Here is a 14065-nt window from a genome sequence, read left to right on the forward strand (position 1 = left end):
GGCCCTGACCCTTGCCCTAACCCCCCGGCACCCGCTAACCCTGCAAGCTGCACACTTGCAGGAGTTCCCATGCCCGGCGGCCTAGCTGCGCTTCTCGATGATATTGCCACCATCGCCAAACTGGCCGCGGCCTCGCTCGATGATGTCAGCGCAGCGGCGGGCAAAGCGGGGCTGAAATCGGCCGGCGTCGTCGTCGATGACGCCGCTGTCACGCCGCGCTATGTCACCGGCTTCACGCCAGACCGCGAATTGCCGATCATCTGGCGCATTGCGCGCGGCTCGCTGTTCAACAAGCTCGTTGTCATCACGCCGGTCATCCTCGCGCTGTCGGTGCTGCTGCCCGTGGCAATCACGCCGATCCTGATGGCGGGCGGCGCGTTCCTGTGCTTCGAGGGCGCGGAAAAGATCATCCACGCGCTCACCCACAAGCAAGACCTCGCCGAAGAAGCGGAGGAACTGGTCGAGCCCGGCCATGAGGCCACCATGATCAAGGGCGCGATCCGCACCGATTTCATCCTCTCGGGCGAAATCATGGTCATCGCGCTCAACGAAGTCGCCGCAGAAGGCCTTGCCATGCGCGCCGCCGCGCTCGTGATCGTTGCCATCGCGATCACGGCGGCGGTCTACGGCGTCGTCGGCCTGATCGTGAAGATGGACGATATCGGTCTCAATCTCGCGCAGCGCAAACTTGGCGCGACGCGCGCGCTGGGCCGCGCGCTGGTGCAGGCCATGCCCAAGGTGCTCTCCGCGCTGGCGCTTATCGGCACGGCGGCGATGCTGTGGGTCGGCGGCCAGATCATTGTTCACAGCATCGGGCTGCACCCTGCCGAATGGCTCGGCCTGCACCACGGTTTCGCCGCCTGGCTGGCCGATGTCGCCCTGTGCGGAACTATCGGCCTTGCGCTGGGCGCGGTGATCGTCGGCGCGTTACACCTCGTCAAACCCGCCAAGGCACACTGACAGCAACCAACCGGAGCGCACATCATGGCCTATGACACCTACAAATTGCTCCACGTTCATCAGACGGGCGCGCTGGTCACGGCCGTGGTCGATGCGCCGCCGATCAACGTCATCACCGCAGACCTGTTCGGCGAACTCGCCGCGCTGGCCATGGAGCTTGAAGCCGATCCCACCGCGCTGGTGTTCGTGCTCAAGAGCGCCGATCCCGATTTCTTCCTCGCGCATTTCGATGTTGCGCTGCTTTTGGCGATGGCGGACGCGCCCACCCCGCCCAGCGGCGATCTCAACACCTATCACGACATGTGCAATCGCTTTCAGCGCATGGACAAAGTCACCATTGCCCAGATCGAAGGCCGCGTCGGCGGCGGCGGCGCGGAACTGGCGATGAGCTTCGACATGCGCTTCGGCGTCATCGGCAAGACGGTGATCAACCAGATGGAAGTGCCCATCGGCATTCTTCCCGGCGGCACCGGCACCCAGCGCCTCCCCCGCCTGATCGGCCGCGCCCGCGCGATCGAAGTGATCCTCGGCGCCGAAGATCTCGATGCCGAAACTGCGGAAAAGTGGGGCTGGCTCAACCGCGCGCTGCCCGCAGACCGGATCGAAGCCCACGTCAGCGCCCTCGCAAGGCGCATCGCCAGCTTCCCGCCTGAAGCCGCCCGCCTCGCCAAGCAGTCCATCGAAGCCTCCGCCCTCCCGCTGGACGAAGGCTGCCGCATCGAATCCGGCTTGTTCCAGGCCGCGCTGTTCAGCGATACCGCGCGCACGCAAATGCGCCGCTTCCTCGAACTCGGCGGCCAGACGCGGGAGGCGGAACTGCGCGTTGCAGAGCTGAGCGCAGAGGTTGCAGGGACGCCTTGAGCGCCCCTTGAGGCGGCCTAGCTCCTCACAAGCGTCCCCGGGCGCGCGCCGGTGTCGGTGTCGTTTTCGCGGATCATCACGCCATTGCAGAAGGTCGTGGCATAGCCCCTGACCGGCTGCATCAACCGCGTACCGCCCGCGGGCAAATCGTGGTGCGCCACGTGGGGTGAAACGGTCAGGTTGTCGTAGTCGATCACGTTGATGTCTGCCCGCTTGCCCACTTGCAGCAGCCCGCGATCCTTGAAGCCATAGAGCGCGGCATTGCGCGCGGTCTGCTTGTGGACAAGGAACTCCAGCGGCAGGGTCGGCCCGCTCTTGCGGTCGCGGGTCCAGTAGCTCAGCTGCGTCGTCGGCATCGTAGCGTCGCAGATCAGCGTCACATGCGCGCCCGCATCGGAAAGGCCGGTCACCGTATCGGGATGGCGCAGCATGTCTTCCAGCACGGCGAGGCTCTTGGGCTGGTTGTCCCGCGTCAGCGCGGCAAAGGCGCGGCCTTCGTCCTCCAGCATCGCATCATAGAGATATTCCAGCGCATCGCGCCCTTCCGCCTTGGCCCGCGCGCCGATCGAAGCGCTCTTCTCCGCCTCCAGATTGATCGGCTCGGTCAGGGGGTAGAGGCTGGCGGCGCCGCGCCGGAACAGGCCATAGACGTTCTGCATCGAACCCGGTGCTTCGTGCGGCACATCGCGTTCAGACAGGATCTGGCGCTTGATCTCGGGATCGCGCATCGCCGACACGCGCTCCGCCAGCGGCAAGTGCGCCAGCTTTTCGAGGTACGTCGGCCGCCGCATGAACACGTGGTAGCTCGAAAGCCCGTGGATGAACCCGATGATGCGCGAGGGCACTTGCGGGAAGAGATGCGCCCCAGCCGCATTGGCCTCGCGGCAGCGGTCCAGCATCTGCTGCCACAAGTCCGGCGCGTACTCGCGGATTTCCACCAGCGTGAACGTCAGCGGCCGCCCGCTTTCCTCGGAAAGGCGGCGAAACAGCTCCAGCTCGGCCAGCGGCTCGCTGCGTTCGCCGCCGAGCGCTTCCAGCTTGCCGACGGTGCCCGCCGGAATCGCCTCGATCACGCCCTTGCCCAGCGCCTTCATGCGGCGGGCGATGGCGAGGAGTTCCTCCTCCGGCGCGAACGTGCCCGGCACCGGCTCGCCCCACAGCGCGCGGTGGCCGATGGTGCGCGAAGTGGAAAAGCCCACCGCCCCCGCCGCGATGGCTTCTTCCACCAGATCGGCGATCCGCTCGATTTCCTCAGGCGTCGCGTCCGCGTTGGTCCGCCCGCGCTCGCCCATCGCGTAGTAACGCACCGCGCCGTGGGCGATCTGCGCCCCCACATCGATCGCGTATTTGCGGGAGGCGATGTAGTCCATGTATTCGGGGAAGCTTTCCCAGCGGCCCCATTCGATCCCTTCATAAAGCGCGGTGCCAGGGATGTCCTCCACCCCCTCCATCAGCTCGATCAGTTCCTTTTCCTGCCCGGGGCGGACGGGCGCGAAGCCCACGCCGCAATTGCCCATCACCACCGTGGTCACGCCGTTGTGCGAGGACGGCGCGAGTTCATCGTCCCAGCTGACCTGGCCATCATAGTGCGTGTGGATGTCCACCCAGCCCGGCGTGACGATATGCCCCGCAGCATCGATTTCGCGGGCCGCGGTGCCGGAGATCTTCGGGCCGATCTCGGTGATCACCCCGTCCTTGAACGCCACGTCCCCGATGAACGGCGCGCCGCCCGAGCCATCGACGATCTTGCCGCCGCGAATGATGACATCGTGCATGTGCCGCTCCTCTTGTGTTTTCAGGCGGGAGACTATGGCAACGCACGCCGCAATGCGCCCAGCAAATTCGCTAGACCGCCAAGACATCCGTGGCGACCGGCACCGCGCTGAACACCACGTGCGGGAGGCCGGGCTGCGGCTCGCGGAAACCCCTGCCAACCTGCGCTGGCAGGGGGCGCGGTAAAATATGCTGCGAATAGAGAGTTAAACACGACGATCCGCAGTCGCAGACGGCAATTACGTGCTTATTCAATCTAGCCCTATTTCGGGCTTCGTATTACCCTGATTGAATAGTGATATGCTTTCGCTTGTATTAAGTATGCGGGCTGGCGCAGGGATGATTATGACAGCAGGACCAATATCTTTCGTTATACGCGGATTGACGAGGGCCTTTCTTGCCTTCGCCCTCAGTTGCGGGATCGTCGCACTAGCCAGCGCGCCAAGTGCCGCTCAGGCCCAATCGGCCATTTCCGCTCAGGACGCAGAGCGGTTCCTGCAGCAGGCCACGTTCGGCTATTCGGACGCAGACGTCGCACTCGTTCAATCGATCGGCTATTCGGCCTGGATCGACCAGCAATTTGCCATGCCTGTCCAATACTCTCATCTAGACGCATTCAATCGCCTCAATCCTGCTGTCGAAAATTCGAACAACACCATCATTCATCCGGGAATGTGGATCGGCTTTACCAAGGACGATCAATTAAGGCAGCGCTATTTTTTTGCGATGTCGCAGATCATGGTAAACTCGAGCTATACTGACTCAACCTACAACTATGGCAGATCGCTTGCGCGCTATGTCGATATTCTCCAGACCACTGGCCTGACGACATTCCGCAACCTGTTAACGCAGGTAACGCTCAATCCGTCGATGGGCGCCTTCCTCTCCAACCTCTACAATCGCGGCGATGATCCCGTAACCGGCACCCAGCCTGACCAGAACTTTGCGCGTGAGGTGATGCAGCTTTTTTCGATCGGATTGTGGCAGCTCAATCCGGATGGAAGCCGCAAGCTCAATGCGAAAGGGCAGCCGATCCCGACGTATACGCAGGCGGACGTTGTCGGCGTTTCCAAGGCCCTCACCGGCTTCGCGTTCAAGGGCGCGAGCAAGGATGACTGGGACTACACCAATTGCTTCTGCCAGCCGCCGTCTGATCCGGCGATTCAAGGCAAAGCGATGGAAGGCACCGACTGGTACCACTCCTGGTCGGAGAAGCGCTTTCTCGGCGTCACGATCAAGGCTGGTTCAAGCAGTCCGGCAGCGGATCTCAAAGTTGTTATGGATCGCCTCGCGAAGCACCCCAATGTCGGCCCGTTCATCGGCAGGCAGTTGATCCAGCGCTTTGTGACCAGCAATCCAAGCCCGGCCTACATCGCCCGCGTCTCGGCAGTGTTTGCCAACGATGGTGCCAATGTGCGCGGCAACATGAAGGCCGTGATGAAGGCCATCCTGCTCGATCCGGAAGCGCGCGATCCCGCCAAAGTGAGCGACCCCACGTTCGGCCGCATCCGCGAACCGATCCAGCGCTATGCCCAGATCATGCGCGTATTCCACGCCAAGACCGGCGTGGACAGCGATGATTTCGGCATTCCGACCTGGGAGGGTTACCGGCGCAGAGGCCTGGGGCAAGCGCCGCTCCACGCCCACACCGTCTTCAACTTCTACTACCCCGATTTCAAACCGGCGGGGACCGAGCTGTTCCGGCGCAATCTGGTTTCGCCCGAGATGCAGATCACGACCCCCGCATCGATCGGCGATATCGACGACTTCATCTGGCCCACGCTGGTTTTCGGCGGACTGACCAAATATGTCAGCGAAGCGCAGCCCGCGGCTCCGACCATGACATTCGATTACAGCGAGTGGCTGCCGCTCGTGCGGGCGCCCGCTGTGCTGATCGAGAAGATGAACCAGCGTTTCATGGCCGGGCAGATGTCAGCCACGCTCAAGCGGCAGCTGCGCGATTCGATGGCAGCCGTCACGGATGACTGGGCACAAACCAGCGGTGGGCTCAACCAGCTCAAGTTCGCGCAGGCCATGCGGGTGTTGCTCGCGTCCGCCGAATACGTCGTTCAGAAATAAAGGGAAAAGCCCATGATTCACGCAGCCTCGCGCCGCGAGTTCCTCCGCCGGGCGTCCGCCTTCGCCGCCGCGGGGATCGCCTCTCCTTATGCAATGGGATTTGCCGGGATTACCGCGGCTTCCGCGCAAAGCGCGGCTGACTACAAAGCGCTCGTCTACGTCTCGCTCAGCGGCGGCAACGACAACTTCAGCAGCTTCGTGCCCTATGACAGCCTGTCCTATTCCCGCTATGCGAAAGTGCGCAAATCCCTGGCGCTTGACCGGGCAACATTGCTGCCCATCACCGCGCCCAGCCCGCAGAACGGCCGCACGATTGCCCTCAGCCCGCAAATGGCGGGCATTCAGCGGCTGTACAATGCGGGCCGCATTGCCATCGTGCCCAACGTCGGCCCGCTGCTTGAGCCAACCACGCGGGCCGACATTGACACAGGCCGGGCAAGGTTGCCCCGGCTGCTGGCCTCCCATTTCGACCAGGCCAACATGTGGGAAGGCCTCAACGAAGCCAGTGAGTATGGTTGGGGCGGGCGGATGGCCGACATCCTGGCCTCCATGAATGCCCAACCGACGATGACCACCATCTCGGCGGTGGGGCACTCGCGCTTCGGGATGGGCATGAACACGTCCGCGTTCACCGTGGCAGATTATGGCGTGCCCCAACCCTATTTCGAGCCCGGAACGCCGTTCGAGCAAGCGGTCACCGGATCGGCCAGGCGAACAAACCTGCTCGAGAAAGCCTACGCGCAGGCCCATGAGAGCCTCCGGAATGTATCGGGCACCATGAGCCGCGCCATTCTGCCGGATGAGACTTTTGGCACAACGCCCGGCGAGGGAGCAAACGAACTGGCCAACGGCCTGCGCACGATTGCCCGGCTCATTGGGGCCAGCGGTGTGATCGGTGCACGGCGGCAGTTGTTCTATGTCGAGCTGAACGGGTTCGACACCCACAGCGACCAGAAGAACGTGCATCCGCAGCTGATGAAGAAGCTCAATGATGCGCTGGTCTTCTTTGATGGCATGCTTGGCAAGATCGGGATGCGCAGCAATGTCACGCTGTTCACATCATCCGAATTTGGCCGCAACTTCACGCCCAATGGTGACGGCACCGATCATGGCTGGGGTTCGCACCATCTCGTCATGGGCGGTGCGGTGAAAGGCGGGAATATCTATGGCAAACTGCCATCGATCAGCGTCAACGGTCCGGACACCGCCTGGTATGGCGGCCCGCTGCTGCCGACCACCTCCGCCTCGCAATATGCTGCCACCCTTGGCAAGTGGATGGGCGTTAGCGACAGCGCGCTAGGCGATATCCTGCCCGATCTGGCCCGCTTCAACACGCATGATCTGGGCTTCATGAGTTAAACCGCACGGGTGGAGAGAGAACCCTAGCGCACCACTTCGCCGCCCTTCATCACGTGGGCGACCTTGGTCAGCACGGTGATGTCGGCGGTGGGATCGCCGGGCACCGCGATCATGTCGGCAAAGTGGCCGGGCGAGAGCGCGCCGACGTCCTTGCTCCAGCCCATCAGTTCGGCGGCGCTGGTGGTTGCGGACTGGATCGCCTGCATCGGCGTCATCCCATAACGCACCATGTAAGCGAACTGGCGCGCGTTCTCGCCGTGCGGATAGACCCCCGCGTCAGTGCCGAACGAGAGCCGCACCCCGGCCTTCGCTGCCTTGCGGAAGCCGATGCGCTGCGCTTCGGTGGTCTCGTCGTTCTTGCGCAGGTAGTTCTCGGGCCAGTGCTCCTTGCGCCCGACCTCTGCGATGTAGTCACCGTTGTAGATATCCATGTCGAGCCACACGCCCCTGGCCTTGGCCAGCGCGATGCCTTCGTCGTCGATCAGGCTGGCATGTTCGATGGCGCGCACCCCGGCGCGGATCGCGGCCTTAATCCCTTCCGCGCCGTGGGCATGGGCCGTCACCCACGATTTGCGCGCCGCGGCCACTTCGACCGCCGCGCGCATTTCCGCCTCGGTCATTTCCTGCTGCCCGGCTTCGGTGCCGGTGGCCAGCACCGCGCCAGTGGCGATCAGCTTGATCGAATCCGCGCCGTGCTGAAACAGGTAGTTCACCTTGGCGCGCGTATCGTCAGGCCCGTTGACCACGCCCGCGCGCATGTCATCGGGAATGCGCACTTCGGGCGAGAAGCCGGTCACTTCCCCGCCGCCGCCCGGCACCGTGACGTAAGCGCCCACCGCCTGCATGCGCGGCCCCGCCACATCGCCGCGATCAATCGCACCCCGCAGCTCCACATCGGCAAAGGCGCGGAATGAGCCGACATCGTGGACCGTGGTGAACCCCGCCATCAGCGTGGCGCGGGCATTGCGCGCGCCGATATAGGCGATCTCCATCGGCGAATGCAGCAGCGGTTCGGCCACATTGGCGGTCTGCCCCGTATCGGCCAGATGGACATGGCAATCGATCAGCCCCGGCAGCACCGTGAAAGCCGACCAATCGAGCACTTTCGCGCCATCGGGAACTGGACCATCGGGCAGGACGGCAGCCACCCGGCCATCCTCCACACGCAGCACCCGCGCCCCCAGCACCGCGCCCGCTTCCGGATCGACGAGACGCCCGGCGCGAACATAGAGCGTATCGGCCAGAGCGGGCGCGGATGGAACGGCCAGCGCAAGCGCGGCGGCAAACAAGGTGCGGATCATGCCCGGCATCCTGCCCCATCCGCGCGGGGTTGGCGAGTGCTCAACAGGCCGGCTCAGGGTGCCGGGTTATACTTCGCCAGAAAGGCATCCAGCTTGTCGAGCCATAGCTGGAGGTTGGCATCGCTGGAAAAGCCGTGGCCTTCGTCCTTCAGGGCTATGAACTCATAAGCCTTGCCTGCCTTTGCAAGCGCTTCGGCATAGAGCTTCGATTGCGAGTACGGCACGCGCTGGTCCTCGTCGCCGTGCATCATCAGCAGCGGCACGGTCAACTTGTCGACTGCATAAAGCGGAGACACCGCCGCGAGGTCGAAGGTGTCATCGCCCTTCACTGTCTTGCGCCATTCGGATTTGGCTTTGTTCGAGCCCGACATGTTGTCCCAGAACCGCATCTGGCGCTTGAGATCGGAAATGCCGGCGAAACTCGCGGCGCAGCGATACCGCTCCGGGTTGCGGATTGCGCCCCACAGCGCGGCATAGCCGCCATAGGAGCTGCCGACGATGCACACCCGCTTGGGATCGATCGTGCCCTGTTTCGCGAGCCAGTCCATCCCGTCGTCAAGATCGTCCTGCATCGCGCGGCCCCACTGGCCCTGACCCTTTTCACCAAATGCCTTCCCGAATCCGCCGGACCCCCGGTACTCAGGTTGCAGCACGACGTAACCGCGATTGGCAAGGAACTGCACCTCCACGTCATAAGTGCCATCATCGCGGATGCCGAACGGTCCGCCATGGGGCATGATCACGAGCGGGAGGTTGCTGGCGTTGCGGCCAGCGGGCAGCGTGAGGTAGGCAGGGATCTCCAGCCCGTCGCGCGCCTTGTAGCGGGTGTAGCGCGTCGCAGTCAGCTGGCTGGGCTTCAGCTTCTCGTTGGCCTGCGCGAAAAGCTGCATGACCCCGTCGTCCTGATCGAAAAGGTAATAGCGGCCGGGATCGTTCGAGCCGCCGAGACGGACCAGCATTCGCTTGTGGTCTCGCGAATAGCTCACGATGGTTGCGGCGCGGTCGCCCACGGCGCTGCTCACCGCCTTGTCGATGGCCTCCTGCACCTTGGCAAGCTCGGGGTCGAACCAGTGCGCGCGCGGCCGGTCAGTGGTGAACCATGCGGCGTAAAGGTCGGCGCTGTTGTCCTGCGTGTCGAAATCCGCGATGTCGACGCCGGGCACCTCGAATACCATTTCGCCCGGCTGGCGCGTGGCGAAGTTGTAGCGCCACAATGCGTCGTTCCCGGTCTTCTCGTTGGGCAGGATACGATAGCCCTCGTCGCTGCCCTCATAGATGCGCATAACATCGTCGAAGCTCGCATCGTCATCATCCGCATCATAAGCGGCCTTGGCCACGATGCGGAAGCTCTCGCCCTCGTTGGCGCGATAAAGCAGCTTCCAGCCATAACGGTCCAATTGCCATCCGGCCCGCACCGCACCGCTCGTATCAGCCACCCATTTGAACACGCCATAGCGCGGAGCCTGGACCTGCCTTGCCTTGTTTGTGGCGAGATCGATCTCGGAAACGCGGGGAGGGCTGAAGAACGTGGCGCGATAGGAAAGCAGCACTGTCTTGCCCTCCGGATCGACCCAGAGCACATCATCGCCAATGAAGCCTTCGGTCTTGCCACCGATGAAGCGTTGCTCGCCGGTAGGGAGATCGACCGCGATAAGCCGGGTCGACCACGCATCGTCATCGAACCAGGAAACGATCTCGCCCACGCTGATGAGGACGCGATTGTTGCCGGCCCAGCGGAACCAGTTAAGCTCAAGCTTCGCGCCCGGGTTGAGCATCCGCGACTTGCCGGTGAACGGGTCGAATATCCCGATCAATGTCTTGCCGTTCAAGGCGACCCGTGCCGCGATCTGCTTGCCATCGGGCGAGAGCTTGGGATCGGAAATGAAGGGAAGCTGCGAAAAGACAGTGGTGGGAATCTTCTCCGGCGGCGAGGAAACCGCCGCGGCAGGAGCGGAAACCGCAGGCGATGCAGCATCGGCCAGCGCAGCCATCGGCATAAGCGCCGCCGCCACGCCGATGAGCACCCGCGCAGCCTTGCCATCGCACACACTCTTCATGCAGCCCCCCACCCGGCCTTATCCCCTGACTGCAGGCTAAGTCGCAGGCTCCATGCCCTCAAGCCTGCAATTACTCTGAATTGGCCGGATCAGAGCGCAGCTTTCACAAGGCGCGCTTCAAGGTCCGCCAGATCGGGCGCAGCACGCCGAACCTCAGCGCGCACTTCGGCCAGTTCTCCCGCCAATTCCCCGGCCAGCGCCGCGCGCCGTTCCAGCCGCGCGGCATTGTCAAACGCCACGCCGGGGCGCTTGGAATAGGTGTTGAACAGCGGGCCTGCCGCCACTTCGGCAATCCGCGCCGGATCGGCTGTCCGCCCCAGCCGGGGAGCCAGCGCGGTCAGCACGCCCGCGGGTTCGGCATAGAAGCGCTCGGCATCGAGCGTGCAGGCACGGGGCATGGCATCGAGCGCCGCCGCAAAGCCGCGCATCTGCCACAGCCACAGCGCGGCAAGGCAGGCTGCATCACTCGCACCCGGCGCAGCGCCCGCAAACTGGGCGGCGATCTGGCGCACCCAGCCGCGATGCTGCGGGCTGCGCAGCACGGCGAGGGCGTAGTCCTCCAGCCCGAGATGCAGGAACACCGCCGGGGCCGCCGGGTCTGCGGCGGCAATGGCGGGCAGCAGCGCATTGACCGGCACATTGGCCTTGATCAGCGTCGGCTCCTCCCCGCCATAGCGCCGCGCCAGCATGGCCAGCACCAGCCGCAGCCGCGCCAGATCGGACGCGAAGGCCAGTTGGCGCAGCGCCATCGGCTCGCGCAGCACGAGGCCGGTGGAGACCGCTTCCAGCGCGCGGGCGAGCAGGGTGGAGCCGCAATGCGCCACGTGGAATATCCATGCCGTGGTCTGCGGCGGCGGCGCGGCCTGTGCCAGAGCGGCTGCCGGAACCCGCATGGCGGCATCAGCGGCCGGAGAAATCCGCGCATCGAGGAAGATAGAGCGCGCATAGGCCGCACGGTCCATCGCCGCGATCACGGCGTCTGCCCCTTCGAAGGAATGCAGATAGTGATCGGGCGAGGCGGCAATGTCCGTAAGGCTGGGCGGCATCCGCGCAGCATAGCCCGGTTTGCGCGCCGGGCTATGGAAAAGGCCGCCGCGCTCGGCTACCCGGCAAGGCGATGGCCCAGATCGATCCTCCCGCGCCCGGCCGCCCCTATGCGGTCATCACGCCTGCGGGCGGCGAGCGATTGGGCGCGCTCGATCCGGCGCTGGTGGAAGCCGCCTACAAGGCCCACGGCGCACTGCTGCTGCGCGGCTTCAGCGCAGACCTCGAAGCCTTCCGCCGCTTTGCCCGCGTCCATTGCCCCACTGCCGTGATCAACGAAACGCCGGGCCGCGCCGTGCTCGATGCCGCGCATTCGGTGCAGGGTGTGGACGGCGGCACCAATGCCTTTGCGCTCCACCCCGAACTGGCGCGCGAGCCGTGGAAGCCCGATGCCGCGCTGTTCGGTTGCCTCAGCCCGCCGGGCACAGGAGGCGAGACCACGCTGTGCGACGGGGTTGCGCTGGCCGCCGCGCTGCCGGATGCGGTGCGGCAGGGGCTCACGGAGCGGCGGCTGATCCACGTGATGGGCGTGTGGCCGCAATTGCTGCGCTTCTGGCTGGGCACCGATACACCGGACGATGCCCTGCTCGCCAACCCGCCGCGCGCCGTGCCCTACCGGTTCTGGCGCCTGCCCGATGGCCGCATCGCGCGCGAGTTTTCGCGTCCCGCGCTGCACAAGCCGATGTTCGCCGATGGCCCGGCGTTCGGCAATTTCCTGCTGTTTGCGCGGTTCAACAACGGGCGCGGCAATTTCCCGCTGCTCGATGACCTGACCCCGGTGCCGGAGGACTGGCTTCAGGCGATCCGTGCCACCGGAGAAGCGCTCACCGCCGAAGTGCGCTGGCAAGCGGGCGACGTGCTGATGCTGGATAACACGCGCTTCCTGCATGGGCGGCGCGCCATCGTGGATGCGGCAGAGCGGACCATCGCGACGTTCTTCGGCTATTTGCGCTATGCTCTGCCCGATGCGGAGGAAATGCCGGACGCGCCGTGGCGGCGGGCGGATTTCCGGCCGCCATTGCCGCCGATGGGATAGAAAGGCCCCCTCCGACCCGCCTGCGGCGGGCAACCTCCCCATTTGCACTTCGTGAAAATGGGGAGGATCAGGAAGAACGCCTTGGCCCATTTGCCCCTTCGACAAGCTCAGGTAAAAATGGGGAGGGCAAAAATGGTCCTCCCTGTTTTCGACGAAGTCGCAAACGGGGAGGTGGCAGCCCGCAGGGCTGACGGAGGGGTCAGGCCGCTTCCGCTTTCCGCTCAGCACGCTCCAGATTGAGCGCTTCGGCCAGCGTGAACGCCAGCTCGATGGATTGCGCCGCATTGAGGCGCGGATCGCAATGCGTGTGGTAACGGTCGCCCAGCGCGTCCTGCGTGATCGCAATCGCGCCGCCAGTGCATTCGGTCACGTCCTGCCCGGTCATCTCGATATGGATGCCGCCCGCATGGGTGCCCTCGGCGCGGTGAACGGCGAAGAAGCCCTTCACTTCGCTCAGGATGCGGTCGAACGGACGCGTCTTGTAGCCGTTGTCCGCCTTGATCACGTTGCCGTGCATCGGATCGCAGCTCCACACCACCGGGTGCCCTTCGCGCGCCACGGCGCGGACGAGCGGCGGGAGGCCTGCTTCGACCTTGTCATGCCCGAAGCGGCTGATCAGCGTCATGCGGCCCGGCTCGCGGCCCGGGTTCAGCGTATCGAGCATCCGCAGCAGCGCATCCGGCGACAGGCTTGGCCCGCACTTCATGCCGATGGGATTGCCCACGCCGCGCAGGAACTCGACATGCGCCGAACCTTCGAAACGCGTCCGGTCGCCGATCCACAGCATGTGCGCGCTGGTGTCGTACCACTGGCCGGTGAGCGAATCCTGCCGCGTCATCGCCTGCTCGTACTGGAGCAGTAGCGCTTCGTGGCTGGTGTAGAACGTGGTGCCCTGGAGCTGCGGCACGGTGCTGGGGTTGACCCCGCAGGCCTCCATGAAATCGAGCGCCTCGCCGATCTTGTCCGCAGTTTCGCTGAACTTCGCGGCCCACGGGCTCTTGCCGATATGGTCGAGCGTCCACTGGTGGACCTGCCGCAGATTGGCATAGCCGCCGGTGGAGAAGGCGCGCAGCAGATTGAGCGTTGCGGCAGCCTGCGAATAGGCGCGCAGCATCCGCTCCGGATCGGGAATGCGGCTTTCGGGGGTGAACTCGATGCCGTTGATGTTGTCGCCCAGATAGCTCGGCAGTTCGACATCGCCGATCTTCTCGACCGGCGAGGAACGCGGCTTGGCGAACTGGCCGGCCATGCGGCCCACCTTCACCACCGGTTGCTTGCCCGCGAAGGTCAGCACAACCGCCATCTGCAGCAGCACACGGAACGTGTCGCGGATATTGTTGGGGTGGAACTCGGCAAAGCTTTCAGCGCAGTCCCCGCCCTGAAGCAGGAAACCCTTACCCGCCGCCACCTGCGCGAGATCAGCCTTCAGCGCGCGCGCCTCGCCTGCAAAGACCAGCGGCGGAAACCGGGTCAGCGTTTCCTCGACCGCGGCGAGCTTCGCCGTATCGGGATAAGTGGGCAGGTGCTTGGCCTCTGCCGCGCGCCAGCTGTTCGCATTCCAGTTATTTGCCACGGTACTCGCCTTCATCAAAGAA

General features: G+C 64.6%; 10 protein-coding genes. 5 read left to right on the forward strand and 5 right to left on the reverse strand.

The window, feature by feature from the left end; genetic code table 11:
• Positions 1-69: 69 nt before the first annotated feature.
• Together CFE35_RS11220 and CFE35_RS11225 are read left to right on the forward strand one after the other, a co-directional pair.
• Positions 70-960 (forward strand): DUF808 domain-containing protein, encoded by an 891-nt coding sequence (locus tag CFE35_RS11220; RefSeq protein WP_292930693.1) that lies wholly within the window; start codon positions 70-72, stop codon positions 958-960.
• A 24-nt stretch (positions 961-984) separates the two neighbouring features.
• On the forward strand, positions 985-1821 hold the full coding sequence (locus tag CFE35_RS11225) for an enoyl-CoA hydratase/isomerase family protein (protein ID WP_292930694.1): 837 nt from the start codon (positions 985-987) through the stop codon (positions 1819-1821).
• 17 nt (positions 1822-1838) lie between these two features.
• On the opposite strand, the gene CFE35_RS11230 is transcribed toward CFE35_RS11225, so the two are convergent.
• Positions 1839-3596, reverse strand: a complete 1758-nt coding sequence (locus CFE35_RS11230) for an amidohydrolase family protein (protein ID WP_292930695.1) — start codon at positions 3594-3596, stop codon at positions 1839-1841.
• Positions 3597-3894: 298 nt separating this feature from the next.
• Here CFE35_RS11230 and CFE35_RS11235 point away from each other — a divergent pair, with 298 nt between their 5' ends.
• Positions 3895-5673 (forward strand): DUF1800 family protein, encoded by a 1779-nt coding sequence (locus CFE35_RS11235; protein WP_292930696.1) that lies wholly within the window; start codon positions 3895-3897, stop codon positions 5671-5673.
• Positions 5674-5685: 12 nt separating this feature from the next.
• Positions 5686-7032 (forward strand): DUF1501 domain-containing protein, encoded by a 1347-nt coding sequence (locus CFE35_RS11240; RefSeq protein ID WP_292930697.1) that lies wholly within the window; start codon positions 5686-5688, stop codon positions 7030-7032.
• A 23-nt stretch (positions 7033-7055) separates the two neighbouring features.
• Here the strand turns inward: CFE35_RS11240 and CFE35_RS11245 are convergent, their stop codons facing one another.
• The 3 genes from CFE35_RS11245 to CFE35_RS11255 all read right to left on the reverse strand — a co-directional run bounded on the left by CFE35_RS11245 (position 7056) and on the right by CFE35_RS11255 (position 11436).
• Entirely contained in the window at positions 7056-8333 is a 1278-nt protein-coding gene (locus CFE35_RS11245; RefSeq protein ID WP_292930698.1) for an amidohydrolase family protein, read from the reverse strand.
• 53 nt (positions 8334-8386) lie between these two features.
• Positions 8387-10390, reverse strand: coding sequence for a prolyl oligopeptidase family serine peptidase (locus CFE35_RS11250; protein ID WP_292930699.1), 2004 nt, complete (start codon positions 10388-10390; stop codon positions 8387-8389).
• An 89-nt stretch (positions 10391-10479) separates the two neighbouring features.
• Positions 10480-11436 (reverse strand): hypothetical protein, encoded by a 957-nt coding sequence (locus tag CFE35_RS11255; RefSeq protein ID WP_292930700.1) that lies wholly within the window; start codon positions 11434-11436, stop codon positions 10480-10482.
• Between the two features lie 71 nt (positions 11437-11507).
• Between CFE35_RS11255 and CFE35_RS11260 the strand changes: the two genes are divergently transcribed.
• The gene (locus CFE35_RS11260) at positions 11508-12470 is read left to right on the forward strand and encodes a TauD/TfdA family dioxygenase (protein ID WP_292930701.1); all 963 of its coding nucleotides are present in this window, start codon (positions 11508-11510) and stop codon (positions 12468-12470) included.
• 199 nt (positions 12471-12669) lie between these two features.
• Here CFE35_RS11260 and CFE35_RS11265 read toward each other — a convergent pair whose 3' ends face one another.
• Complete coding sequence (locus CFE35_RS11265; protein ID WP_292930702.1) at positions 12670-14043, reverse strand: class II 3-deoxy-7-phosphoheptulonate synthase; 1374 nt, start codon at positions 14041-14043, stop codon at positions 12670-12672.
• Positions 14044-14065 lie beyond the last annotated feature (22 nt).

The sequence above is a fragment of the Novosphingobium sp. PASSN1 genome (genome assembly GCF_002278815.1).